Origin of the sequence: Streptomyces geranii, from assembly GCF_002954775.1 — a bacterium.
GTDB lineage: Bacteria > Actinomycetota > Actinomycetes > Streptomycetales > Streptomycetaceae > Streptomyces > Streptomyces geranii.
Genome location: NZ_KZ672952.1, coordinates 493,011 through 517,306 on the forward strand (window position 1 = coordinate 493,011; position 24,296 = coordinate 517,306).

Below are 24,296 nucleotides of genomic sequence, written 5' to 3' on the forward strand. Positions count from 1 at the left end.
AGGCCGGTGATCGCGAGCGGCAGTCGCAGTCGGCCCGGGATCCTGCTCAGAACTTGTCGGGGTGCAGCGCCTTGGCGATCTTCGCCACGGCCAGGTCGTTGCTCGGGCCGAGGTACATCGAGTCCGACAGCGCCACGTACGTGTTGTTCTTCGCGGCCGGCCACTGGGGGAACTCCTTCAGCAGTTTCTTGGCGTAGGCCGCCGGGTTCGGGTCGTTGTAGCCGATGACGACGAGCGCGTCGACGTCGGTGGCGGCCACCTTCTCCTTGCTCAGGTCGGCGAAGGAGGTCTCCGAGGCGTTCTCGAAGGCGTTGGTGCCGCCGGCCTTGGCGAGGACGTCGTTGTAGATGCCCTTGGCGACGACCGAGCTGAAGTCGTTGCCGCCCATGGCCATGTTGGAGAACAGGACCATGACCTTGGGCGTCTTCTCGCCCTTCACCTTGGCGGCGACGTCGGCGATGCTCTTCTCGGAGGCGGCGATCAGCTTCTCGGCCTCGGCGCTCCTGCCGAAGATCTTGCCCATGTCCCGCAGCAGTGTGTAGCTGTCGGCGATGGTCATCTTCGAGGTGTCCTGGTCGCAACCCTGCGGCGAGACATAGGAGTTGGCGCCCACTTCCTTCAACTGCTCACGGGTGGCGAAGCCGTTCTTCTCGTCGAAGCCGTACGAGGTGGTGGACAGCACCAGGTCGGGGCGCAGTCCGATCATGGCCTCGCGCGGGATGTCGTAGGCGTCGTTGAGCTTGACGTCACCGGTGGGCAGGGCCTTGATGGCCGCGGCGCGACCGGAGACCTCGGACATGCCGTAGGTCTGCTGGTTGGCGACGATCTTGTCGCCGAGCCCGAGGGCGAGCAGGGTGGAGACCTCGGCGACGGAGGCGCCGTTCATGACGACGACCCGGCCGGGCGTCTCGGTGAACTTCTCGGACGTGCCGCAGTTCTCCAGGGTGACCGGGTAGCCGGAGGTGCCCGCCTGTGCGGACACCTTGCCACCGGTCGCGGCGGTCGTCTCCGTCGAGTCGGCGCAGGCAGTGGTGACCAGACAGAGGGCGCCGGCCAGGGCGATGGCGACCGGCCGTTTCTTCGGCATGCGGGCTCCTTGGTGCGGGGTGTTCGTGACGCGACGGGTTGTGCTGCAGTAGTCGGGGGGTTACGCCCGCGAGTTCCCGGAGACGCCCAACTACTTTGCGGGAACGGGGAGATGACCCTGTTTCCCGACCGGCGCGGGCAGCGCTCCGGCGGTGACGCAGTGGTCGAGGTAGCGGAGGACGAGGTCCCGGTCGACGACCGGGGGCGTGATACCGCTGCCGCGCAGACCGTTCACGACGTTGTCGGATCGGACGTGGCCCAAGCGCAGATCGGGCCCGGGGGCATCGTCAGGCCTGGTGGTGCCGTTGGGGCTGGTAGTGCCGTTGGGGCTGGTAGTGCTGTGGGGGCTGATGGTGTCATCGGCGCCGGTGTCCCAGGAGTCGAGAAAGGCGAGCGTGGTCGCCGCGACGCCGGAGGCCGCCCGTGGCAGCTCGGCCCGCCACTGCGCCAGGGGCAGGCGGCGCAGCCGGTAGCCGTACTCCTCCAGCCAGTCGTAGAGGTCGGCCAGCCGGACGGGGGCCACGGTGGCGTGGTTGAAGACCGTGGCGACGGGCGGGTGTCGCGTGAGGCCGAGGTGTACGAGGGCCCGGGCGACGTGATCGACCGGCGTCCAGGTCTCCTCCTCGAACAGCTCGGGGACGATCCCGGCGGGGACTCCGGCGCGCAGCACGCTCCACAGGAAGTCCCGCTCGTTGACGTACCCGGTGCCGGCGGGGCCGACGATCCGGCCGAGCCGGTGCACGGTGACCGGCAGCCCCCGCTCGGCGGCCTGTTCGAGGAGCCGCTCGGCGGCCCACTTCGACTGCTGGTAGCCGTACCGCAGTCCGGGGTGGGGCGGGAAGAACGCCTCCGGCACTTCGGGGGCGAGCCCGAGGGGCGGGGCGACGGAGAGGGTCGACACGAAGTGCAGGGGAATGGAGCGAACGGCCGCGAGGCGCAGCAACTCCCGGGTGGACTCCGTGTTGGCGGCACGCAGGGTGGCGTACTCGCGCATGATGCTGACGGTCGCCGCGTTGTGCAGGACCGCCGTGCAGGTGCGGGCGAGTTCGGCGAACGTCCCGTCGGTCAGTTCGAGTTGGGGGCGGGCGAGGTCGGCGGGGAGTGCGGTGACGCGGGCGTGTGCGGTGTCCGGGAGCCGGAACTGGTGACTTTCCAGCGCCTGTTGGAGGCGGGCGGCGGCCTCGGCGGGGCTCGGGGCGCGGACGAGGCAGACGACGTCCGCCGTGGTGCTCGTGAGGAGTTCGGCCAGGAGGTGCACGCCGACGAAGCCGGTGGCGCCGGTGAGCAGGATTCTGTGGGGTGCTCTGTCCAGCGCCCAGGCGGCTCGGGGTGCGTCGCCGGGGCGGATGTCCGGGTCGAGGACTGTGTCGGTGAGCAGGGTCGCCGGGAGTGTAGGGGCCTGCGGCCGTACGGGCGCCCGCAGTTGGAGGAAGGCGGCCAGTTCGGCGGGGGTCGGGTACTGGAACAGCCAGGCGACCTTCACCTCGCGGCGGAGTTCGACGCCGAGCCGGTTGGCGACCTGGATGGCCTGGAGCGACTGGGCGCCCAGATCGAACACGTCGTCGTGCGCGGAGACGACGGCGACGCCCAGGGCCCGCTGCCAGACGGCGGCGACGACGCGCTCCAGCGAGCTGTCGTTGGCGGCTTCCCGCGTACAGGGTTCAGGGGCCGTCTTCTCGGCGAGCGCGTTCCGGTCGATCTTTCCTGAGGCGGTCAAGGGCAGTCGGTCCAGGAACTCGACGGCCGAGGGGATCGTCGCCGGGGGCAGGTTCGCCCTCAAGTGGTCCCGGATCAGGGCGACTTCGGGGGCCGGCCCCTCCGGCACGACATGGGCGACCAGACGGCGCGTGCCGTCGGCGAGCACCTGGCCGACGACGGCGGCATCGCGCACTGCTGGATGGGCCAGGAGGGCGCTCTCGACCTCGGCGGGATGGACACGATGTCCGCTGATCTTGAACTCGCCGTCCGCGCGGCCCAGATGACGCAGTTGCCCGTCGTCGCCGATCCGGGCGAGGTCGCCGGTGCGGTAGGCGCGGGGCGCTCCGGGGAGTGCGTGGAGGGGGGCGAAGCGGGCGGCGTCCGGTGGGTGCTCGCCTCGGTAGCCGAGGGCCAAGTTGTCGCCGATGAGGTGGAGTTCGCCGTCGACGACGGCGACGCGGGTGCCGGGCAGGGGCAGGCCGATGGGGACGTCTCCCGGGGCGAGGGCCGGATCGTGCAGGTCGGCGACGGTGGCGACCACGGTAGCCTCGGTCGGGCCGTACGTGTTCAGCAGCCGTACCGCCGCCGCCTTGCCGACGGACTCCCGCCAGCGGTCGACGCGTTCGGGGAGGGCGGCCTCGCCGCCGATGACGACGGTGTGCACCTCGGCGGGCAGCGCGGCGGCGCCGGTCGAGACGGCGTACGCCAGTTCGTGCCAGTAGGCGGTGGGCAGGTCGAGGTAGCTGATCCGGAGGCGGGCGCAGGCGTCCAGGAAGCCGGGGAGCGAGTCGGTCATGTCGTCGGTACGGACGACGAGGGTGGCGCCCGCGCAGAGGGTGAGGAAGATTTCCTCGACGCTGGTGTCGAAGTGCGGGGCGGCGAACTGCAGTACGCGGTCCGTGAGTTGGGGGCCGTAGCGGTGTGCGGCACCGGCGACGAAGTGCGCGAGGGCACGGTGGCCGATCTCTACTCCCTTGGGGCGTCCGGTGGAGCCCGAGGTGTGGATGAGGTAGGCGAGGTTGTCGGGGGTGGGGGTGGGGGTGGAGGCGGTGGGACGCTCGGACGTCGGGATGGGTGCGGTGCCCTCGTCGGTCGGCGGCTTCACCCGGTCGGCCAGGGGTGCCGACCGGTCGAGGGTCAGCCGTGGCAGGTCCCCGAACCCGTCGGCGTGCGCGTCGGTCGTCAGGACAAGTGCGGGGTCCGCGTCGGCCAGTAGCTCCGCCCTTCTCGCCCGGGGTGCCGTCGGGTCCAGTGGGCAGTAGGCCGCGCCGGAGAGCAGTACGCCCAGGATCGCCGTGATCGCGTCGATGCCCCGGGGCAGGGCGACCGCCACAACGTCGCCGGGGCCGATCCTGCGGGCGGCCAGTCGTGCCGCCAGCGCGTGGGCCGCGCCGAGGAGTTGGGCGTAGGTGAGATGGTGGCCGTCGTGCTCGACGGCGATGGCGCCGCCGCGTCGGGCGGCGTGGTCGGCGATCAGGGCGAGGACCGGGCGTGGCGGTGCGGGCAGTGGGCCTCCGTCCAGGACCGTGACCGGTGGTGCGGGCTGTCGGGGGGCCAACTCGTCGAAGGGGCGGTCTGGTTCGGCCAGGGCCCGGCCCAGCAGGGTGAGCAGGTCGTCGCGCAGGGCGGTGACGTCCGGCTCCGTGTAGAGGTCGGGGTTGGCGTCCACGGCGATGCGCAGGCCCGCGCCCTCGGAGCGGTCGTACACGTTGACGGACAGGTCGTCGACCGGGCCAGCCGAGATGTTGTGGACGGTGCTGCGGTGTCCGGCGAAACGCAGGTCGTAGGCGAAGGGCATGATGTTGACGCCCGGACCCGACAACCGGCGCTGTCCGCCGACGAGTCGGAGGTCGCGTCGCAGTTGTTCGTAGCGGTAGCGCTGGTGGGGCAGGCCGGCGCGCAGATCGCGGGAGATCCGGGCCGCGAGGTCGCGCAGGGTGTCCGCGCCGGAGACCGGGACGCGCAGGGGCAGGATGTTGCGGACCGTGCAGGGGACGCGGAGCGAGACCGAGCCCAGGCGGCCCATCGTCGGCAGCCCGAGGACGATCTCCGGTGCGCCCGTCGCGTGGTGCAGTTGGGCCACAGTCACCGCCAGCAGCACCTCCGACCAGGTCACCCCGAGGTCGCGGGCGCCGGCACGCAAGGTCTGCGTATGCGCCGGGTCGAGGTCGGTCACCCGGCGGTGGAAGGTGCGGGCGGGCAGTGCCGTACGGCCTGCGGGGGTGGCCACGGGTGGGCGGTCCGCGAACCGGTCCGTCCAGTGGGCGCGGTCCTTGGCGAAGCGGGGCGACTCCCGGTAGGCGCGTTCCTCGTCCCGTACCGAGGCGAGGGTGCCGAAGCCGCTGTCGCCGACCGGCTCGCCCGCCGCCAGCGCCGTGTAGACCTCGGCGACGCGGTGGGCGACCAGGGAGAGGCCGTAGCCGTCGAGGGCGATGTGGTGCACGCGGTGGTACCAGAGGTGTTCCTCCGGTGCGATCCGCAGCAGGGCGTGGCCGAAGACGGGGTCGTGCGCTAGGTCGACGGGACGGGCCATGTCCCGGTCCATCCAGGCCAGGGCCGCCGCGTACGGGTCAGGCTCCGCGGTCAGGTCGGCCGTGTGCGGCGCCCAGCCGTCGGCCGGGGCGGGTGTCTCCCACGGCCGGCCCGTCTCGTCGACGACGTAGGCGACGTTCAGGGCCTCCGTCTCCGCGACCACGTGGTGCAGGGCGGCGTCGAAGACGGCGGTGTCCACCGGGCCGTGGATGTGTACGTACTCGGCCGTGTTGTACGCGGGACTGTCCACGTCGAACTGCTGACCGGCCCAGATGCCCTCCTGGGCGGCCAGCAGCGGGTGACGCGCCGTCACGTGGTTCCCCCTTGGCGTGCTTCGAGGAGCTGCCACCACTGGGCGAACGACGTGCACTCGGCGAGTTCGACGAAGGTCACCTGCACGCCGGTCTCCCGCCAGCGTTCGATGAGGGTGACGATGCGCAGGGAGTCGACTCCGGCGTAGAGGGGGTTCTCGTCGAGGTCGACCTCGTCGGGCCGCTGGTACAGGAACTCCGCCAGGTCCGCGCGGAAGCCGTCGAGGGTGAGGGGAGCAGGCATGCGGTTCTCTCTCAATGAGTCCTGGTAGCCGGTCAGTTGACCTTGCGGGCAGAGTCGCCCCAAAAGCGGTCGCGCAGTTCGCGGCGGAGGATCTTGCCGCTGGGGTTGCGCGGCACGCTGTCGATGAACTCGTAGCGGGTGGGCAGCTTGAAGCTCGCGAGCTGCGGGACGAGGAAGGTGTGCAGGTCCCGGGGTGTGGGCTCCTGCCCGGGGGCGGAGTCGGGGACGACGAAGGCGTGCACGTACTCGCCCCAGCGTTCGTCGGGGGCGCCGACGACGACGGCCTCGGCGACGCCGGGATGGCCTTCCAGTACGTTCTCGATCTCGGCCGGGTAGACGTTCTCACCGGCGACGAGGATCGCGTCCTTGATGCGGTCGCGGATGAAGACGTAGCCGTCCTCGTCGACATAACCGGCGTCCCCGGTGTGGATCCAGCCGTCGACCAGGGTCTCGGCGGTCTTGTCGGGCAGTCCCCAGTACTCGACCATGCGGGCCGGGGTGTGCAGGCAGACCTCGCCGATCGCGCCCGGCGGCAGTTCGCGGCCCTCGGCGTCGATCACCTTGCTGCGTACACCCGGATAGGGGTGTCCGGCGGCCTGCATGAGGGGGCCGCCGGGGACATGGGCGGCGGGCGGCAGACAGACGGCGGTGTTGCCGGTCTCGGTGAGGCCGTAGATCTGCGCGAACTCGCAGTCCAGGACTGCGAGGCTCTCCTCCAGCAGCGCCTCGGAGATCGGCGAGCCGCCGTACACCGTCTTGCGGAGCGTGGTGAAGTCCTTTGCCTCGACGCCCGGTTCGGTCAGCATCATGCGGAGCATCGCGGGGACCACACAGGCGGTGGTGATGCCGAGGTCGCGGATCAGGTCCACGGCCTGACGGGCGGCGAAGGCGCGCATCGCCACGATGGTCGTGCCGGCGTTGAGGTTCTGGGTGGCCCACCACAGGCCGCCGATATGGAATCCCGGAATGCCGACGAGGGCGATGTCACCGTCCCGCCAGTCGATCCAGTCCAGTCCCTCGCTCGCCAGGGCGTCCCGGATCGCGAAGAAGCTGCGGTGGGCCAGGACTACGCCCTTGGGCAGCCCGGTCGTACCGCTGGTGTAGAGCTGGGCGACAGGTGTGTCCGGGGTCGGCTCGAACTCCGTTTCCCCGTCGCCGTGTTCGGCACGCCACTCCCGTAGCGAGCCCAGCGGTACGACCGTCTCCGGGGGCGCGGTCGGCATCTTGTCGACGATCGGGCCGAACTCGTCCTCCAGGAACAGGAGTCGGGTGCCGGAGTCCTGGAGGATGTGGCTGACCTCGGGCGCGGTGAGCCGCCAGTTGACGGGGACGAGTACGGTGCCGCTCTTGGCGCAGCCGAAGAGGATCTCGTAGTAGTGCTCGGACTCCTTGCCGAGGTAGGCGACCCGGTCGCCGGGTGCGAGTCCGGCGGCCTTGAGTGCGTGGGCGATGCGGTTGCTCTCGCGGTGCAGTTGCCCGTACGTCAGGGTGCGGCCCTCGCAGAGGACGGCGGGGAGGTCCGGACGGCGCTCGGCGTGGTGACGGGTGGTCTGGGCGAGCGTCTTCATGGGCGAACCCTCCAATGTTCAGGGGACGTTGGTCAGGAGACGTTGATCAGGGGATGTTGACGAAGGCGAGGGTCGCCTCGCCGTCGCAGCGACCGGAGGTGGCGTCCCAGTAGCGGAAGGCGGTGTCGGCGTACAGAAACGGACTGCCGTCGGGCCGTGTGCGGCGGCTGACGGACCGGAACTCCATCTCCCCCGAGAACGCGCGGGGGTCGACCGGTCGCCGGAAGCTGGAGGAGAAACGGGCGATGAGAATGTCCGGGAGCTGGTGCTTGAAGAAGTCGTCCAGCGTCCAGTCGGCGAATTCCGCGCCAAGGCCGTCCTGGACGGTCTTGGCGACCAGGAAATACATCATCTGGTTGTAGCAGATGTTCACCTCGACGGAATTCAGATGACCGGTGTCGTCGATGTAGCACGACTCGGAAATCTCGAACTCACAGCGCGCGGAGACACGACCGTCGTGTTCGGTCACGACAGCCGAACGCAGGTATTTGCAGTGCTCCTTGTAGGGCACGAGCACCCGCGCCAACAGGGCTTCGTCCGTCATGCTGCGCGGATCCCGTCGTGGAGTTTGCGCTCGTCGTGGACGGTGACGCGGTAGGAGACGGTCGGCTCGGGCGTGGTCGTGTGCCGGGCGCGGTGGACGAGGCTGCGGTTGTCCCAGACCAGCAGGTCGCCCCGCTCGAAACTCTGCAGATGGATGTTCTCGTGCTCGAAGCTCTCGTCGAGCTGGCCGGTGGCGTCGAACAGCCGCTTGAGCAGCTCCTCGTCGAGCGACCGGCCGTCCCGGTCCTCGATGCCGACCGTGAAGCCCTCACTGATGTAGAGGACCGTCTCACCGGTCATGGGGTGGGTGAAGGTGGTCGGCTGGACGACGGCGGGGGTCTTCCGCTCGACCTCGTCGATGATCTCGGAGAGGGGCCGGTAGACGTCGTGGGGGCGGATCTTGAAGTACTTGCGCACGGAGTGCCGGCAGTACGTCCCGCCGATCTCCTCCTTCAGCTCCTCGGGCAGCTTCTCGTAGGCCCGGCCCATGTCGATGAAGTACGTGCCCCGGTTCTTCTCCGGGACGACCTGCGGGTGGATGAGGGTGATCCCGAAGGGGTCGGGCATGAACTGGTAGTCCGCGTGCCAGAACTTGCCGGTCTTCGGCACGCCTATCTGCTTGCCGTTCTCGGGCACGTTGGAGGAGACGAACACCTCCGGGACCTCGGGGTGCTTGTACATCGGCTCGTAGTACGTCTCCGGGCGGCCGAGCAGCGTGCCGAGGGCCAGGAACTCCTGGGGTGAGAGGTGCTGGTTCTTCAGGACGGCGATCTTCTTCGTGTAGACGGCGTCCTTGAGGGCAGCCACGTCGGCGTCGGTGGCGGTGGTGTGGTCGAAGCCCTCGACCGTCGCGCCGAGCGCGCTGCCGGGCTGGTCCGTGATCTGTATCTCTCGCTGCATGGGGGTGCTTCCTTACGTGGCCAGATGCTGGTCAGTCGGTGGTTATGCGGTTGTCGGTCGGTGGTCAGACGGTGGTTCGGCGGGTGTCCACGAGTCCGGCGAGGTCGCCGAGGGTGAGGTCGGGCTGGAGTTCGTCGTCGCCGACGCGCACTCCGAGGTCGCGTTCGATCCGGATGCTGATCTCGACCGTGGTCAGCGAGTCGACGTCCAGCTCGCCGAGGGTCGCCTCGGGGCGGATCCGGTCGGCCGGGGCGTCGTGGAGCCTCTCGATGATCTCGATCAGTTGGCCGTACGTGGTGGTCATGGCGTCGTCATCCGTTCCGGTTGAGGGAGTGAGGGCCAGGTCAGCAGGCAGGAGCCCCAGGTGAGGCCGCCGCCGAAGGCGGTGAGGAGCAGCCGGTCGCCGGGCTTGACCGTCTGCCGGGCGGCGGCGTCGGCGAGGGCGAGCGGGATGGAGGCGGCGCCCGTGTTGCCGACGGACTCGACGTGGGTCACACACCGCTCACGTGGGAGGCCGAGGTCGTCGGCGACCGAGTGCAGGATGCGCAGATTGGCCTGGTGGGGTACGAAGTGGTCGACGTCGTCGATCTTCCAGCCGGCCCGGGACAGCGTGGCCCGCGCGGACTCGGCCATCCGGGTCACCGCGTGCCGGTAGACCTCCTTGCCGCGCATCGCGAAGTGCCGGTCCTCGTGGCTGGGTTCACCTGGCGTGGAGCGCTGCCGGGAGCCTCCGGCGGCGACCGTGATCAGGTCCTCGTGGGCGCCGTCGCTGCCGAGGTCGAAGTGGCCGACGGCGCCGGGCTCGTCGGGGTGCCCGGCGCGCAGGACGACGGCTCCGGCGCCGTCGCCGAAGATGATCGCGTTGGCCCGGTCCAGGGGGTCCACGATCGTGGAGTAGGTGTCCGCACCGATGAGGAGGACGCTGTCCGCGACCCCGGCCGCGATCAGTCCGGCGGCAGAGGCGAGCCCGTACACGAACCCGGTGCACACGGCGCCGACGTCGAAGGCCGCCGCTCCCGTCAGCCCGAGCCGGGCAGCGACCAAGGGCGCGGTGGCCGGGCAGGGGCGGTCCGGGGTCGTCGTGGCGACGACGACGGCGTCCACCCGGTCCGTCGCGGCGGCGGCGAGAGCGCGGCCGCCTGCTTCGACGGCGAGGTCCGAGGTGGCCTGCCCGGGCTCGACGACGTGCCGTCGGCGGATGCCGGTGCGAGTACGGATCCAGTCGTCGTCGGTGTCGAGCCGACGCGCCAGCTCCTCGTTGGTGACGACCCGGGACGGCAACTGCCCGGCCAGCCCGCACAGGACGGCGGCGGTAGTGGACATGGGGTTCTCCTGGCATGACGGAGGACGGACCGGGGGCCCGGACACAGGAACGGACGGGGAGGGAAGTGAGGAAGGGGGCAGGGGAGGAAGGGGGCAAGGGCAGGCGAGCAGGGGCTGGTCGGGAAGACGGGCAGGCGGGTTCTACGGCCCGCCGGTCCCGGAGGTCTTGGCACTCCGGCCGGACCGCCCAGACCGCCCGGGACGGCCGACCCGAGCATCCCGGGCGGCCCGGGCGCTCCCGCTCGTACCCCCGAAGACGGCCAGCGCCAGCGCCCCGCAGGCGATGCCGGCCGCTGTCGCGAGGACGGCGGTGCGGATGCCGTCGAGGAGCCCGGGGCCCGAGGCGTTCTGCCCCACTCCCCCGGCGACCGCGACGAGCAGCGCGAGGCCCACCGCGCCGCCCACCTGGAGGGTCGTCGACGCCATTCCCGAGGCGATGCCCTGGTCGCCGGGTGCCACTCCGGCGGACGCGGCGATCCACATGCCCGTCCAGGTGGCGCCCTGGCCGAGGCTCAGCAGCACGATCCCCGGCAGCAGTACGGGATACGAGCCCTCCGAGGTGAGCGCGAGCCCGAGGGCTCCGGCTCCTACGGCGCCCAGTGCCATGCCGCCGATCAGCATCCGGCGTACCCCGAAGGCGGCCACGGCCCGTTCGCCTGCCTGCGTACCGACGGCCACCACCACTGCGGGGACCAGGAACGCGAGCCCGGTCGCCACCGCGCTGTAGCCGTGGACGGTCTGGAAGTAGAGCGTCAGGAAGTACGGCACCGAGCTGAACGTGGCGCTGAACAGCGCGGTCACGCCCATCGCCGCCGACAGGCCCCGGTGGGCGAACAGCCGGGCCGGTACGAGCGGGTCACGGGAGCGGCGCTCCACGACGGCGAAGAGCGTCAGCAGGCAGCCGGACAGTCCCGCGCTGGTGAGCGCCAGCGGTGTGGCCCAGCCCTCGGCGGGTGCCTGGACCAGCAGGAACACCAGGAGTGTGAGTCCGCCGGTCGCGGTCAGCGCGCCGGCGACGTCGAAGTGGCGCGAGCGGTCCCGGGGTCCGTCCGCGGGAAAGAGCAGTCGGCCGGCCACCGCGAGGGCCCCCGCCACGGGCACGTTGACGTAGAACACCGACGGCCAGCCGAACGCCTCCACCAGGACCCCGCCGAGCAGCGACCCGAAGCAGAGTCCGCCCGCTCCGGCGGCACCCCACACCGCCAACGCCCGGTTCCGGTCGGGCCCTTCGGCGTACAGGGTGGTGATCAGGGAGAGCGTCGCCGGGAACAGCAGCGAACCGCCGACGCCCTGCACGGCCCTGACTGCGACCAGGACGCCGGGCGTCTCGGACAGCCCGCCGACCAGGGAGGACCCGGCGTACAGCAGCGCCGCCAGGACGAACATCCGGCGTCTGCCGAGCAGGTCGGCGGCCCGGCCGCCCAGCAGCAGGCAACCGCCGGTGGCGACGACGTAGGCGCTCACCACCCACTGCAGGTCGTGGTCGGAGAACCCCAGTCCGGCGCCGATGTCGGGCAGGGCGACGTACACGATGTTGTAGTCGAGCGAGATGACCAGCTGCCCCAGCGCCAGAACGAGCAGCGGAAGACCGAGCGGCTTTCGGAGTGCGTCCTTCGCCGGATCTGTCGCGGACATCATCGATCACCTCCTCGGGATCATGGAATTCGGAACTCTAGACACGAATACAGAAAAAGGATGCGGAGACGGAATTTCTCGCGGAGCAGCCCTCATTTCCACCAGTCGGCGACTTCCGAAAAGGGAACTTCAGGATTACCGGGCATTGTCCAGAACCTTCCTCTTCCACACTGTGGCCGACGCGTGACGGATAACAGGCGACGGGTGACGGAACGAGCTGTCAGATCAGTAGTCGGCCACGGGCGGCTTCGAGTTCCCGCGTCTTCGGGCCAATTTCCCTTGCTGCGGCGGCAGTTAAAGGGAACCCAGCGCGTCTCACGTCCCGTCCTCGCCCGGGCGGACCACGATCGCGAGTGTCCGCACCGCTGCGCTGTGCTCGAAATGCAGGGTGAACGGGACGACGGCACCGGGCTGCCAGCCGGCCTTGACCGGCACGATCACGTCCAGGCCGTCCGGGGTCATCGTGAGGCGGGCTCCGGCAGGGATCTCCGCCGAGGTCACCGTCTCCGACACGGCCGTACTCGCGCCCGTCATCACATGGCGGCTGAGGGTGATGTCCCCCTCGCCGACCCCCGTGGACGTCACCTTCACCAGCCGGTCCGCCGATCCCCCGCTGTTGGTGATCCGGAAGAAGGCCGCCGTCTCCGGGGTGTCGCCGGTGGGCAGGAACATCCGGCCGTCGGTGACCGTGACGCGCGGTGGGGTGCCCGCGTTGCCGTAGGCGGTCCAGGTGCTCAGGCCGCCGAGGGCGAGGCCGCACACGGCGACGGGCGTGACCGCCGCGAGCAGGGCGTCGGTGAGGCGGCGGGTCGGCCGCCAGGGGGTTCGGTCGCTCATGGGGTGTGTCTCCGGGAGGCGGGCGAGGGCTGCCAGGCGCGCAGCCGCAGGCTGTTGACGACGACCAGTACCGAGCTGGCCGACATGGCCGCCGCCGCGAGCATCGGGTTGAGCAGGCCGACCATGGCCAGCGGGACGGTGACGACGTTGTATCCGAAGGCCCACACGAGGTTGACGCGGATCGTGCCGAGCGTGCGCCGGGCGAGCCGGACCGCGTCGGCGAGGGCCTCGATGTCTCCGCGCACGAGCGTGACGTCGGCGGCCCCGATGGCGACGTCCGTGCCGCCGCCCATCGCGATCCCGAGGTCGGCACCGGCCAGCGCGGCGGCGTCGTTCACGCCGTCCCCGACGACCGCGACCCGGTAGCCCTGTTCCTGGAGTTCCAGGACGAGTTGGGCCTTGTCCTCGGGGGTGCGGCGGGCGTGCACCTCGTCGATGCCCAGGGCGGACGCGACGGCCCGGGCGGGTGCCTCGCGGTCGCCGGTGGCGAGCACGGGGTGCACACCGAGGCGGCGCAGGCGTTCGACGGCACGGTAGCTGCCGGGTCGTACGACGTCGCCGATCTCGATCAGCGCCTCGGGCTTCCCGTCCACCCGGACCAGTACGGGTGTGTGGGCGGCCGTCTCGGCGACCGCCAGGGCTTCGGCGAGCGCGGATGGCAACTCGTCGTCCGGGGCGAGGACTTCGACCAGCCGCTCCTCTACCCGGCCGCGGACACCCCGCCCGGGCAGGGCGTTGAACTCGCCGACATCCGGGAGCTGTTGGCCGCCGGACTCCCGCCGGGCGTACGCGGTGACGGCTCGGCCCAACGGGTGCTCCGAGCCCGACTCGACGGCCCCCGCCAGGCGCACCACCTCCTCGCGCCCGAGGCCGCCCGGTGCGGCGGTGACGCGGGCGACGCTCATGTGCCCGGAGGTCAGGGTGCCGGTCTTGTCGAGGACGACGGCGTCGATGTGCCGCAGTCCCTCCAGCGCCTGCGGGCCGGTGACCAGGACGCCGAGCTGGGCGCCCCGGCCGGTCGCGGCCATCAGGGCGGTCGGGGTCGCGAGGCCCAGCGCGCAGGGGCAGGCCACGACCAGGACGGCCACGCTCGCGGTGATCGCCGCCTGCGGATCAGCCCCGGCGCCCAGCCAGAACCCGAGCGCGGTGACGGCCAACGCCAGCACGACGGGCACGAAGACACCGGCCACCGTGTCGGCCAGCCGCTGGGCCCGCGCCTTACCGGCCTGAGCCTCCGTCACCAGCCGCGCGATCCGGGCGAGTTGGGTGTCGGCGCCGACGGCCGTGGCGCGTACGAGCAGCAGCCCGCCCGCGTTGACGGCCCCGCCGACCACGGCCGAGCCGGGCCCGACCTCGACCGGCTCGCTCTCCCCGGTGACCAGCGACAGGTCAACGGCCGAACTGCCCTCGGCCACCTCGCCGTCGGTGGCCACCCGCTCCCCCGGCCGCACGACGAAGACCTGCCCGACCCCCAACTCCTCGATGGGGACGAGCCGTTCGGAACCGTCGCCGTCCCGGACGGACACCTCCTTGGCGGCGAGCCGGGCGAGCGAGCGCAGTGCGGCGCCGGTTCCGTGCCGGGCCCGCGCCTCCAGGAAGCGGCCCGCGAGCACGAACAGCGGTACGCCGACGGCCCCTTCGAGGTAGATGTGGGCGACACCGTCGGAGGCTGACGGCACGAGCGTGAACGGCATCCGCATGCCGGGGTCACCGGCACCGCCGAGGAAGAGCGCGTACGTCGACCAGGCGAAGGAGGCCACGACGCCCAGCGAGACCAGGGTGTCCATGGTCGCGGCGGAGTGCCGCAGTCCTCGTACCGCCCGCTCGTGGAAGGGCCAGGCGCCCCACACAGCGACGGGGGCGGCCAGTACGAAGCACAGCCACTGCCAGTTGCGGAACTGGAGTGCGGGCACCATCGACAGGACCAGTACGGGTGTCGCGAGCAGGGCCGTCACGAGCAGCCGGTGCCGTTCGCGCGTCGCCTCCTCGGACTGCTCGGACTCCTCGGACTCCTCGGACTTGTTGTCGCCCGTGGGCTGCCGCTTCCTCGGCGGCTCGGGGAGAGCTGCCGTGTAGCCGGCCTTCTCGACGGTCGCGACGAGTTCGTCGGGGCTGATGTCCGCCGGGTGGCTCACCCGGGCCCGTCCGGTGGCGAGATTGACGGTGGCCGTGACGCCGTCCAGCTTGCCGAGCTTCTTCTCGACGCGGGCGACACAGGCCGCGCAGGTCATGCCGCCGACGGTCAGATCGGTCGTCACCAGGGAGGTCACGGGTGTCGGTTCGGGGCGCATCAGTTGCCTCCCCCGCCCATGTCCATGTCTTGCATGTCTTCCATGCCGTCCATGCCGTCCATGTCGCCGCTCCCACCGGTGTCGCCTGCGCCGCCCGTGCCGCTCCCACCGGTGCCGCCCGTGCCGCTCTCGCCGGTGCCGCTGCCGTCGCCCGTGTACGCGTCCGTGTTCGCGTCTGTGTTGTGCATGCCGGGGGCGACGGGGCCCGCGCTGGTCCCGGCGGCGTAGGACACCGTGAAGATCAGGGCCAGCAGCAGGAGGAAGCCGCAGAGTGCGGGCGGGGGTGTCGCTCTGCGCAGGGCCGTGCCCGCGCCGCGTAAGGAGGATTGCCGGGACTCGTCCATCAACCGCGTCTCCAGGTCACGTCGTACGACGTCGCTGGGATCGCGTCGCACCGGTTGAGTAGTCGGACCGGACACGGGCCGGGTTCCGGAGCGGCCTTGTGGTGCGCGTCACACCTGATGGGAGAGAAGTCACGAAGGGAGCCGGGAGGATCTGACACCCCGTCGGCGCGGGAACCCCGAAACGAGCCGTTCATCGGCCGAGGAGCCTTCGGGAAACAACCGGTTCCTAGCGTGTCCGTCCATGGATTCGAAGCTGTATACGCGGCCGGACACGGTGCCGAACCCGGTGTCGATCCCGGTGCCGGATCCGGCCGCGCCGCCGCCGCTCTCGCTGCGCGAGTCGGTCTACGCGCACCTGCGCGCGGCCGTGCTCGACGGTGACTTCGGCCCGCGCGAGCGGCTGGCGGAGATGCGGCTGGCCGCGCGTTTCGGGGTGTCGCGGACCCCGGTGCGCGAGGCGCTGGCGCGGCTGCTGGCCGACGGGCTGATCGAGCGCGGCGACGGCGGGTTCTTCGCCACGATCCCCAACCTCACCCAGCTCAAGGACTTGTACGAACTCCGCGTCGCGCTGGAGCTGCGCGGCATCGCCCGGGCCGTCGAGAACCCGGCCGTACGGCACGATCCGGCGGTCCTGACCGCCGAGTTGGGCCGCTGGTACGCGATGCGCGCGCAGCCGCCGGTGCCGGGTCCGCGCTTCGTCGTCCAGGACGAGCGCTTCCATGTCGAGCTGTGCCGCGCTTCCGGCAACCCCGCCCTCACGGACGCGCTCGTGGCGGTCTGCGAGCGGGTGCGGCGGGTGCGGATGTACGACTTCCTCACTCAGGACCGCGTCGACACGGCCGTCGGCGAGCACATCGAGATCATGGAACTGGTCCGCGACGGCCGTCTGGACGAGGGACACCGCGCCCTGCACGCCCACCTCGGCGACTCCACGGCCGCGGTGACGGAACACGCCCGCCGCGCCATGACACAGATGGCCCTGCACGCCGACCACCCCTGAGAACCCGGGAGTTCCCCCCTCCCCCTACCTCCACCCCTCCTCTGCCTCTGCCTCTTCCCCCTCCCCTCTCGCCCCCTCACCGCTCCCGGAGGAACGACCATGAGCACCACCGAGTCCCCACAGACGGCGGAAGCGCCGGACACCACGACGAGCCAGGCCACGAAGGAGACCCTGGAGGACTACACCCTCCGCTTCGCTCCCCGCAGTTACCGCCGCTGGACCCCGATGGTCGTGGCCACCACGGCACTCGGCGGTATCGCGTACATGGCCGACTTCTCCATCGGCGCGGGCATCGGCCTGGCCCACGGCACCGGCAACGCGCTCGTCGCAATCGCGGTCGCCGCCGTCGTCATCTTCGTCACCGGCTTCCCGCTCGCCTACTACGGCGCCCGCTACAACATCGACCTCGACCTGATCACCCGCGGCTCCGGCTTCGGCTACTACGGCTCGGTCCTCACCAGCGTCATCTTCGCCAGCTTCACCTTCATCTTCTTCGCCCTCGAAGGCTCGATCATGGCCCAGGGCCTCAAACTGGGCCTCGGCCTGCCGCTCTGGCTGGGCTACGCGATCTCCACGCTGATGGTCATCCCGCTGGTGATCTACGGCATGAAGGCGCTCAGCAAGCTCCAGGTGTGGACCACCCCGGTCTGGCTGGTGCTGATGGTCGCCCCGCTGGTCTATCTGATCGCCACCGACCCGGGCACCGTCGACCGCTTCCTCTCCTACGCCGGCACCGACGGCGAGGGCGGCGTCAACACCGCCTCCGTACTGCTCGGTGCGGGCGTGTGTCTGTCGCTGATCGCGCAGATCGGCGAGCAGATCGACTACCTGCGTTTCATGCCGCCCAAGACCGAGGCGAACAAGCGCAGTTGGTGGACCGCCGTGATCATGGCCGGTCCCGGCTGGGTCGTGCTCGGCGCTCTCAAGCAGGCCATCGGTGTCTTCCTCGCCGTCTACATCCTCGCCAAGGTCGGCCCCTCCGTCGCGCCCGAGCCGATCCAGCAGTTCAAGGGCGCCTTCGACGCGATGATGCCGTCCTGGCTCGTGCTCCCGCTGGCCGTGGCGCTCGTCGTGATCAGCCAGATCAAGATCAACGTGACGAACGCGTACTCGGGCTCCCTGGCGTGGACGAACTCCTTCACCCGGGTCACCAAGCACTACCCGGGCCGGATGGTCTTCGTCCTGGTCAACCTGGGCTTCGCGCTCGCGCTGATGGAGGCCGACATGTTCAGCTTCCTCAACGACATCCTCGGCTTCTACTCGAACTGCGCCATCGCCTGGGTCGTCACGGTCGCCACCGACATCGGCATCAACAAGTACGTACTGAAGCTGTCGCCGCTCCAGCCCGAGTTCCGCCGGGGCATGCTCCACGCGGTCAACCCGGTGGGTGTGGTCGCCTTCCTCGCCGCATCCGGCCTCTCCATCGCCATGTACTTCCACGCCCTCGGTGACACCCTCCAGCCGTACTCCCCCGTGGCCGCCGCCGTCATCGCCTTCGTCCTCACCCCGCTGATGGCGATCGTCACCAAGGGCAGGTACTACCTGCGCCGCACCGACGACGGCATCGACGAGCCGCTCCTCGACGCCGACGGCAACCCCAGCGCGACGACGTACGACTGCCATGTCTGCCACCAGCCCTACGAGCGCCCCGACCTGGCGGCCTGCCACACGCACGACGCGCTGGTCTGCTCGCTCTGCCTGAGCACGGACAAGGTCGGCGACCACGTGCTGCCCGCAACCGTCTGACCTCGCCCGGGAGACCCTCCGCGGTCACGTGGCCGGGTCGGCCACCGGATACGGCACGAAGGCGCTGCTGTTCGAGTCGATCCGCAACGGTCGGCCGAGCGGCGGCGCCGCGCGCTGGGGGCAGTCGAGGCGTTCGCAGACCCGGCAGCCCATACCGATGGGGGTGGCAGCCGACGTACTGCTCAGGTCGAGGCCGTCGGAGTACACGAGCCGGTGGGCGTGCCGGATCTCGCAGCCGAGGCCGATGGCGAAGGTCTTGCCGGAGCGTGCGGCGGAGGACGGTTACGACGGGTCCTGGGTGGCCCGTCCGGCGCTCGTGCCCGTGTGCCGTGAGGTCTTCGAGGCGGTGCTCGGCGAGCGGCCCCATCAGCTCGACCGTACGCGGGAGGACGTGGAGGTGACCGCGGCGGACCTGCTGTCGGTGCGCCGGGTGAGCGGTCCGCCCACGCCGGAGGGGCTGCGTACCAACATCGCGGTCGCCGTCCGCTACTTCGACGCCTGGCTGGGCGGGCGGGGTGCCGTCGCGCTGGACGGGCTGATGGAGGACGCTGCGACCGCCGAGATCGCCCGCGTGCAGATCTGGCAGTGGCTGCGCCACCGTGTCGTCGACCGGGAGACGGTGCTGGCGGTGCTCGACGCGCAACTCGCCGCCCTGGGTGCCGAGCATCCGTGGGCGGCCCTCGCCGAGGTGCGCGCGCTGTTCGAACGTACCGCCCTGGCCCAGGAGTTGCCGCTGTTCACCCCGAACGCGTACGCGCGTCACCTCGTCCGGCACACGGAGGTCACGTCATGAGCGGGGGCATCGAGCGCGTCGGTGTGGTCGGCGGCGGGCAGATGGGGGCCGGGAGCGGAAGGGGCGAGAGCTGTGCTTCCTCCCGTCCCCGGCGTTTGGCGAGCGTGCCGTAGGCTGGCCCGTGCAGCTGGTTCGCCCCGTCCGCCAGGCGGGATGCGTCGTAAGAGGGAACCCGGTGGGAATCCGGGACTGCCCCGCAGCGGTGAGCGAGAACGACCGCCGTCATACGCACTGGATCCGGTGAACAGGGTCTGGGAAGCGACGGCCAGTAGGTGTCCTCCGCAGTCCATGGAGGGCGTGCTCGCGAGTCCGAAGACCTGCCCGTTGCCCGTGCGCGAACCATTCGCGCGCGGAGATCCCGGTGACCTCGTGGGCGGGTCGGCGTACATATCGGACGGACGACCGCGCTGTGCCGCGCGAGGTCGGGTCCCGTCCGGTTCGTCACCCCTTCGCGTTCGCGTCCCGTCCCGGGATCCCAGGGAGATATCTCGCGAAGGAGATTTCCGTGACAGCGAAGTCCGCAGCCGCGGCAGCACGGTCCACCGTGTACGGCTACCCCCGTCAGGGCCCGAACCGGGAACTGAAGAAGGCCATCGAGGGCTACTGGAAGGGCCGTTCCGGCGCCGACGCCCTCCGCACCACCGCGGCCGAACTGCGCGCCGCCAACTGGCGAAATCTCGCCGACGCCGGTATCGACGAGGTCCCGACCGGCGACTTCTCGTACTACGACCACGTCCTGGACACCAGCGTCATGGTCGGCGCGATCCCCGAGCGCCACCGCATCGCCGTCGAATCCGACGCGCTGGACGGCTACTTCGCGATGGCGCGCGGTACGCAGGACGTGGCGCCACTGGAGATGACCAAGTGGTTCGACACCAACTACCACTACCTCGTACCGGAGTTGGGCCCGGACACGGTCTTCACGACCGACTCGACCAAGCAGGTCGGTGAGCTGAAGGAGGCGCTCGCCCTCGGGCTCAGCGCCCGTCCGGTGCTGGTCGGTCCGGTCACCTACCTGCTGCTCGCCAAGCCGGCCCCCGGTGTGGCCGCCGACTTCGAGCCGCTCACCCTGCTCGACCGGCTGCTCCCCGTGTACGCCGAGGTCCTCGCCGATCTGCGGGCGGCGGGCGCCGAATGGGTCCAGCTCGACGAGCCGGCCCTGGTCCAGGACCGCACCCCGGCCGAGCTGAACGCCGCCACCCGCGCCTACCGCGACCTCGGCGTGCTCACCGACCGGCCGAAGCTGCTGGTCGCGTCCTACTTCGACCGGCTCGGCGACGCCCTGCCCGTCCTCGCGAAGGCGCCCGTCGACGGCCTCGCGCTGGACTTCACGGACGCCGCTGCCGCCAACCTCGACGCGCTCGCCGCCGTGGGCGGACTGCCCGGCAAGCGGCTGGTCGCGGGCGTCGTCAACGGCCGCAACATCTGGGTCAACGACCTGGAGAAGTCCCTCGCCACCCTCGGCACCCTGCTCGGCCTGGCCGACCGGGTCGACGTGTCGGCGTCCTGCTCGCTGCTGCACGTGCCGCTGGACACAGCCCTGGAGCGGGACATCGAGCCGCAGATCCTGCGCTGGCTGGCCTTCGCCCAGCAGAAGACGGCCGAGATCGTCACCCTCGGCAAGGGGCTCACCCTCGGCACCGACGCGATCACCGGCGAACTGGCCGCCAACCGCGCCGGCCTGGCCGCGCGGGCCACCTCGCCGATCACCAAGGACCCGGCCGTACGGGACCGGGCCGCCGCCGTCACGGGCGCCGACGCCCGCCGCTCGCAGTCCTACGGCGAACGGACCGTCGCCCAACGCGCCCACCTGGGCCTGCCGTTGCTGCCGACCACCACGATCGGCTCCTTCCCGCAGACCGCCGAACTGCGCACCGCCCGAGCCGACTTGAGGACGGGCCGGATCGAAACGGCCGGCTACGAGGAGCGCATCAGGACGGAGATCGGCGAGGTGATCTCCTTCCAGGAGAAGACCGGCATCGACGTCCTCGTGCACGGCGAGCCCGAACGCAACGACATGGTCCAGTACTTCGCCGAACAGCTGACGGGCTACCTCGCCACGCAGCACGGCTGGGTGCAGTCCTACGGCACCCGATACGTCCGCCCGCCGATCCTGGCCGGCGACATCTCCCGCCCCGAGCCGATGACGGTCCGCTGGACGACCTACGCCCAGTCCCTCACCTCACGCCCGGTCAAGGGCATGCTCACCGGGCCGGTCACCATGCTCGCCTGGTCCTTCGTGCGCGACGACCAGCCGCTCGGCGACACCGCCCGCCAGGTCGCCCTCGCCCTGCGCGACGAGGTCAACGACCTTGAGGCGGCCGGGACTTCGGTCATCCAGGTCGACGAACCCGCGCTGCGCGAGACGCTCCCGCTGCGGGCAGCCGACCACCCGGCCTATCTGGCCTGGGCCACCGAGGCGTTCCGGCTCAGCACCGGCGGTGTCCGGCCGGACACCCAGATCCACACGCACATGTGCTACGCCGAGTTCGGTGACATCGTCCAGGCCATCGACGACCTCGACGCCGACGTCATCAGCCTCGAAGCCACCCGCTCCCACATGCAGGTGGCCCGCGAACTCGCCTCGCACGGCTATCCGCGTGAGGCCGGACCCGGGGTGTACGACATCCACTCCCCGCGCGTCCCGAGCACCGAGGAGGCCGCGGAACTGCTCCGTACCGGCCTCAAGGCCATTCCCGCCGAGCGCCTCTGGGTCAACCCCGACTGCGGACTGAAGACCCGCGGCTGGCCCGAGACCCGCGCCTCGCTGGAGAACCTGGTCGCCGCCGCCCGCACGGTCCGTGCGGAAATCTCCGCGTCCTGACGCCAGCGCCCCACCGGCCGGGGGAGGATCCCTTCTCGGGGTCCTCCCCCGGCCCCGGCATCGCGGAAGGCGGGACCACATGGCTCTCGGAATCCCCAGCACCAGGACAGACAGCGCACTGTCCATTCGCGACCTCCTCGCCCTCGGGGGCCGCTCCTGCTCATCCGAGTTCGCCGTGGCCCTCGGCTGCGAACTCCGGCAAGCCCACCGGCTCGTCTACGCCGAGGACATCGCCCTGGACGATCCCCGTGCCGCCACCCCGATCGGCCTGGGCTGCCGGATCTGCGAACGCCGCGACTGCGCCCAGCGCGCCAGACCTCCGGCCGGGGGCCGGCCGACCATCGACCCGGACAGGCGTACGTATGTGCCGTACCCGGTGGAGACCCGCACCCCGTGACCGCGCCGGGGGCGGTTCAGGAGCCGGGCTCCCGGCGGTGGTGCGGTGGCGGGACGGCGACGAGGGTCTCCAGGTCGCGCAGTAACTGTTCGGTCCGTTTGACCTGCTGGGCGAGCACTCGTACGCGTGCGCTCTGGCCGCCGATCTGACGGCGGCTGGCGATCAGCTGTTCGTACTCCCGCACGGTCAGGGCGACCGCCTCGTGGCCGCCCAGGGTGATCCGGCGCGGCTGGGGTCCTCCGGCCACTCGGTTCTCCTCCGCTCCTCACCCGGGTGAACGCGACAGGGCCCCCGGACGGTTCCGTGGGCCCTGTCGCGTGTGGCGGGTCAGGTCAGCTGGGTGCGCCGACCGGTTGGGCCGCGGTGGCCGTCGCGGGCCTGGGGTTGAACAGCCGGTCGGCGAGTTCGCCGAACACCAGGCCGAACGTGCCCCACAGGGTGAGCTGGATGGCCAGGGCGGAGACCCGGAAGCGCCACAGCACGGTGGCCGGGAAGTCGCTCGGCACCTCGTTGATGACGGGCAGGAAGGCGTACGCCAGCCCGATCGCGAGGGCGAAGGCGGCCAGCGCGGCAAGGGTGGCGTACCAGTTGCCCAGCTTCGGGGCGAGCCGCTTGCCGAGGATGGTGGCGGCGACCGCGAGCAGGACGCCGAGCAGCATCATCAGCACGTAGAGGGTGGTGCGCTTGCCAATGGTGTCGCCGTTGCCGACCGCCGGCGGGTTGGCCGGGTACTTGAGGAACGGCACGAGGTACACGACGACCAGGGCGCTGCCGGACAGCAGCAGCGCGGTGGCGCGCGGGGTGAAGCGGCCGACGCGGCCGAGCGCGTAGCAGTAGACGAGGGCGGCGATACCGCCGAAGGCGACCCCGTAGAGCAGGACACCGGTGGCGAGGCCCGCGGTGGACTGGAGACTGCGGGAGACGAGTTCGACCTCGTGCTCGTGGGCGGGGGCGTGAGCCGCCTCGAAGCCGATCGCCTTGTCGACGTTCGGTTCGCCGAGGAAGTAGGCGACGATCAGGGCGAGCACGCCGGCGCCGAGGCCGGCGAGCATGCCCCGCACGAGCAGATTTCTTACCGTTGCGGAGTTCATGGGGTGTGCGACGTCCTTCGTCAGTGGCAGGGGAAGCCAAGGAGGTGGCGGGCGTCGTGCACCCACTCGTGGACTTCCTCGCCCGAGACGACGGAGGTGGCGCCCTGCTCAGCGCCGACGAAGTACAGCAGGATGAGCATCAGGACGCCGAAGAAGACCGCCCAGGGGGCGATGTCCTTGAGCGGCAGTTTTGCCGGAATGACGGGGGTGGTGGCGGTCGGCGGTGCGACATGCTGCGCCATGGCAGGGCCTCCTCTGGGAGTTCGCGTCCCATCTCGGTGGTGCACTGGACGACGGCCACGGGTCTGACTCACGGGATACCCCCTAGGGGTGTCCCGTACACAGTGGCGCGACCGTGCCGGTTTCTCACCGGCTTCCGTCTCGCCGTCGTCGATATCGGACCGACGGTACAGCCTGTCGCGTTCATGGCCAATACCCGATGCCACCTGGCGAGATGCGTCCCGCCCGCCAGGTGGCACGGTCGGTGGGGCGCGTGGGTCAGCGGTGACGGAACTCGGGCTGCCCCTCAGGCGTCGATGCCGTGGACGGAGAGCCTGCCGAAGCGCCCCCGGAAGTAGGCCAGGGGCATTCGGGCGTGTCCGGCAGCAGCGGGGCACTCAGGTCGCCGCTGTCGCAGCGAAGACCGGCGAACGACGATCCTCGGCGGGCGAAGCGAGCGGAGAGGGTAGGCCATCGGGCAGATCCTGACCGAGGCGGGGTCGCGGCCGAACTCGGCGATCCGGGCCTTCTGCTCGGCGTAGTGACCCCGCGCCACCTCGATCCCCGGGTCGCCGGTGAAGACCAACTCGGCCCAACGGGCGGCGAAGTCGCGCCCATGCCCGGACCAGCCCGCCTGGAGCACGACCGGTCGGCCCTGCAGGGAGCGGGGGACGGTCAGTGGACTCCGTACGTCGAAGTGCGGGCCGTGGCGGCGCTGAAGGAGCTGGAGGGCGTCGCGGAATCCCTCACGGCCACGCCGCCCGGCCCCGACCTGATCGACGCCAACTGGCGGTTCCACCACATCGTCAACACGTCCGCCGGGGTGCCGCACCTCCTCCCGCTGCTGCGGCAGGCGGTGCGGCTGATCCCGTCGAACTTCCTGGCATGTCCTCGGGGCAGGCGAGGCCCTGGCG

19 protein-coding genes, 3 pseudogenes and 2 riboswitches are annotated in these 24,296 nt (G+C 71.0%); of the genes and pseudogenes, 5 read left to right on the plus strand and 17 right to left on the minus strand.

The genetic code is table 11. The annotated features are described in order from the left end of the window. Positions 1-46 precede the first annotated feature (46 nt). The 12 genes from CW359_RS01930 to CW359_RS01985 all read right to left on the minus strand — a co-directional run bounded on the left by CW359_RS01930 (position 47) and on the right by CW359_RS01985 (position 15,363). Positions 47-1,087 (minus strand): ABC transporter substrate-binding protein, encoded by a 1,041-nt coding sequence (locus CW359_RS01930; RefSeq protein ID WP_105967897.1) that lies wholly within the window; start codon positions 1,085-1,087, stop codon positions 47-49. Positions 1,088-1,177: 90 nt separating this feature from the next. Next, a complete protein-coding gene (locus CW359_RS01935; RefSeq protein WP_105967898.1) occupies positions 1,178-5,629 on the minus strand; it encodes a non-ribosomal peptide synthetase in 4,452 nt (1,483 codons plus the stop codon). Continuing rightward, complete coding sequence (locus tag CW359_RS01940; RefSeq protein WP_105967899.1) at positions 5,626-5,871, minus strand: phosphopantetheine-binding protein; 246 nt, start codon at positions 5,869-5,871, stop codon at positions 5,626-5,628. Before CW359_RS01940 ends, CW359_RS01935 begins: the two co-directional genes overlap by 4 nt. A 32-nt stretch (positions 5,872-5,903) precedes the next feature. Beyond that, positions 5,904-7,439 carry a fatty acid--CoA ligase gene (locus CW359_RS01945; RefSeq protein WP_105967900.1) on the minus strand — a complete coding sequence of 512 codons (1,536 nt, stop codon included), beginning with the start codon at positions 7,437-7,439 and terminating at the stop codon, positions 5,904-5,906. Positions 7,440-7,485: 46 nt separating this feature from the next. After that, entirely contained in the window at positions 7,486-7,983 is a 498-nt protein-coding gene (gene scoD, locus CW359_RS01950; RefSeq protein ID WP_105967901.1) for a (2E)-enoyl-ACP glycyltransferase, read from the minus strand. Beyond that, complete coding sequence (scoE, locus tag CW359_RS01955; protein WP_408647441.1) at positions 7,980-8,882, minus strand: (3R)-3-[(carboxymethyl)amino]fatty acid oxygenase/decarboxylase; 903 nt, start codon at positions 8,880-8,882, stop codon at positions 7,980-7,982. The genes scoD and scoE overlap by 4 nt, the downstream gene beginning before the upstream one ends. Before the next feature lie 64 nt (positions 8,883-8,946). Next, the gene (locus tag CW359_RS01960) at positions 8,947-9,186 is read right to left on the minus strand and encodes an acyl carrier protein (RefSeq protein WP_105967902.1); all 240 of its coding nucleotides are present in this window, start codon (positions 9,184-9,186) and stop codon (positions 8,947-8,949) included. Next, the gene (locus CW359_RS01965; RefSeq protein ID WP_105967903.1) at positions 9,183-10,205 is read right to left on the minus strand and encodes a beta-ketoacyl-ACP synthase III; all 1,023 of its coding nucleotides are present in this window, start codon (positions 10,203-10,205) and stop codon (positions 9,183-9,185) included. Before CW359_RS01965 ends, CW359_RS01960 begins: the two co-directional genes overlap by 4 nt. Positions 10,206-10,346: 141 nt before the next feature. Beyond that, complete coding sequence (locus tag CW359_RS01970) at positions 10,347-11,840, minus strand: MFS transporter (RefSeq protein ID WP_408647445.1); 1,494 nt, start codon at positions 11,838-11,840, stop codon at positions 10,347-10,349. 315 nt (positions 11,841-12,155) lie between these two features. Then, complete coding sequence (locus CW359_RS01975) at positions 12,156-12,677, minus strand: copper chaperone PCu(A)C (protein WP_105967905.1); 522 nt, start codon at positions 12,675-12,677, stop codon at positions 12,156-12,158. Continuing rightward, positions 12,674-14,968, minus strand: a complete 2,295-nt coding sequence (locus tag CW359_RS01980; RefSeq protein WP_105967906.1) for a heavy metal translocating P-type ATPase — start codon at positions 14,966-14,968, stop codon at positions 12,674-12,676. The genes CW359_RS01975 and CW359_RS01980 overlap by 4 nt, the downstream gene beginning before the upstream one ends. After that, positions 14,968-15,363 (minus strand): hypothetical protein, encoded by a 396-nt coding sequence (locus tag CW359_RS01985; protein ID WP_232838166.1) that lies wholly within the window; start codon positions 15,361-15,363, stop codon positions 14,968-14,970. Before CW359_RS01985 ends, CW359_RS01980 begins: the two co-directional genes overlap by 1 nt. Positions 15,364-15,553: 190 nt before the next feature. Here CW359_RS01985 and CW359_RS01990 point away from each other — a divergent pair, with 190 nt between their 5' ends. Further along, the gene (locus CW359_RS01990; protein WP_105967908.1) at positions 15,554-16,312 is read left to right on the plus strand and encodes a GntR family transcriptional regulator; all 759 of its coding nucleotides are present in this window, start codon (positions 15,554-15,556) and stop codon (positions 16,310-16,312) included. Between the two features lie 99 nt (positions 16,313-16,411). Further along, entirely contained in the window at positions 16,412-18,058 is a 1,647-nt protein-coding gene (locus CW359_RS01995; protein ID WP_105967909.1) for an allantoin permease, read from the plus strand. Positions 18,059-18,082: 24 nt separating this feature from the next. Here CW359_RS01995 and CW359_RS02000 read toward each other — a convergent pair. After that, positions 18,083-18,319, minus strand: a pseudogene (locus tag CW359_RS02000) (short-chain fatty acyl-CoA regulator family protein); the annotation flags it as partial. Between the two features lies 1 nt (position 18,320). Here CW359_RS02000 and CW359_RS02005 point away from each other — a divergent pair. From CW359_RS02005 to CW359_RS02015, 3 genes and pseudogenes are all read left to right on the plus strand, one after another. After that, a pseudogene (locus CW359_RS02005) lies at positions 18,321-18,851 on the plus strand (malate synthase A); the annotation flags it as partial. 111 nt (positions 18,852-18,962) lie between these two features. Beyond that, positions 18,963-19,190: riboswitch (cobalamin riboswitch) on the plus strand. A gap of 166 nt (positions 19,191-19,356) precedes the next feature. Further along, positions 19,357-21,675, plus strand: a complete 2,319-nt coding sequence (gene metE / locus CW359_RS02010; RefSeq protein ID WP_105967910.1) for a 5-methyltetrahydropteroyltriglutamate--homocysteine S-methyltransferase — start codon at positions 19,357-19,359, stop codon at positions 21,673-21,675. 160 nt (positions 21,676-21,835) lie between these two features. Then, positions 21,836-22,072 (plus strand): annotated as a pseudogene (locus CW359_RS02015) (short-chain fatty acyl-CoA regulator family protein); the annotation flags it as partial. 16 nt (positions 22,073-22,088) lie between these two features. Here CW359_RS02015 and CW359_RS02020 read toward each other — a convergent pair. From CW359_RS02020 to CW359_RS02035, 4 genes are all read right to left on the minus strand, one after another. Then, positions 22,089-22,319: a hypothetical protein gene (locus tag CW359_RS02020; protein WP_105967911.1), complete on the minus strand. Its 231-nt coding sequence runs from the start codon at positions 22,317-22,319 to the stop codon at positions 22,089-22,091. Between the two features lie 85 nt (positions 22,320-22,404). Beyond that, on the minus strand, positions 22,405-23,163 hold the full coding sequence (locus CW359_RS02025; protein ID WP_105967912.1) for a CbtA family protein: 759 nt from the start codon (positions 23,161-23,163) through the stop codon (positions 22,405-22,407). Between the two features lie 20 nt (positions 23,164-23,183). After that, on the minus strand, positions 23,184-23,405 hold the full coding sequence (locus tag CW359_RS02030; protein WP_105967913.1) for a CbtB domain-containing protein: 222 nt from the start codon (positions 23,403-23,405) through the stop codon (positions 23,184-23,186). Positions 23,406-23,441: 36 nt separating this feature from the next. Then, positions 23,442-23,585: riboswitch (cobalamin riboswitch) on the minus strand. 104 nt (positions 23,586-23,689) lie between these two features. Further along, complete coding sequence (locus CW359_RS02035) at positions 23,690-24,181, minus strand: LLM class flavin-dependent oxidoreductase (RefSeq protein WP_232838167.1); 492 nt, start codon at positions 24,179-24,181, stop codon at positions 23,690-23,692. Positions 24,182-24,296: the final 115 nt, after the last annotated feature.

Excerpts from the sequence above, each read along its gene's own strand:
- CW359_RS01940 (WP_105967899.1), bottom strand. The coding sequence starts at position 5,871 with ATGCCTGCTCCCCTCACCCTCGACGGCTTCCGCGCGGACCTGGCGGAG.
- scoE (WP_408647441.1), bottom strand. The coding sequence starts at position 8,882 with ATGCAGCGAGAGATACAGATCACGGACCAGCCCGGCAGCGCGCTCGGC.
- CW359_RS02025 (WP_105967912.1), bottom strand. The coding sequence starts at position 23,163 with ATGAACTCCGCAACGGTAAGAAATCTGCTCGTGCGGGGCATGCTCGCC.
- CW359_RS01965 (WP_105967903.1), bottom strand. The coding sequence starts at position 10,205 with ATGTCCACTACCGCCGCCGTCCTGTGCGGGCTGGCCGGGCAGTTGCCG.
- CW359_RS01975 (WP_105967905.1), bottom strand. The coding sequence starts at position 12,677 with ATGAGCGACCGAACCCCCTGGCGGCCGACCCGCCGCCTCACCGACGCC.
- scoD (WP_105967901.1), bottom strand. The coding sequence starts at position 7,983 with ATGACGGACGAAGCCCTGTTGGCGCGGGTGCTCGTGCCCTACAAGGAG.
- CW359_RS01980 (WP_105967906.1), bottom strand. The coding sequence starts at position 14,968 with ATGCGCCCCGAACCGACACCCGTGACCTCCCTGGTGACGACCGATCTG.
- CW359_RS01970 (WP_408647445.1), bottom strand. The coding sequence starts at position 11,840 with ATGTCCGCGACAGATCCGGCGAAGGACGCACTCCGAAAGCCGCTCGGT.
- CW359_RS01995 (WP_105967909.1), top strand. The coding sequence starts at position 16,412 with ATGAGCACCACCGAGTCCCCACAGACGGCGGAAGCGCCGGACACCACG.
- CW359_RS01960 (WP_105967902.1), bottom strand. The coding sequence starts at position 9,186 with ATGACCACCACGTACGGCCAACTGATCGAGATCATCGAGAGGCTCCAC.
- CW359_RS01930 (WP_105967897.1), bottom strand. The coding sequence starts at position 1,087 with ATGCCGAAGAAACGGCCGGTCGCCATCGCCCTGGCCGGCGCCCTCTGT.
- CW359_RS01990 (WP_105967908.1), top strand. The coding sequence starts at position 15,554 with ATGGATTCGAAGCTGTATACGCGGCCGGACACGGTGCCGAACCCGGTG.
- CW359_RS01945 (WP_105967900.1), bottom strand. The coding sequence starts at position 7,439 with ATGAAGACGCTCGCCCAGACCACCCGTCACCACGCCGAGCGCCGTCCG.
- CW359_RS02030 (WP_105967913.1), bottom strand. The coding sequence starts at position 23,405 with ATGGCGCAGCATGTCGCACCGCCGACCGCCACCACCCCCGTCATTCCG.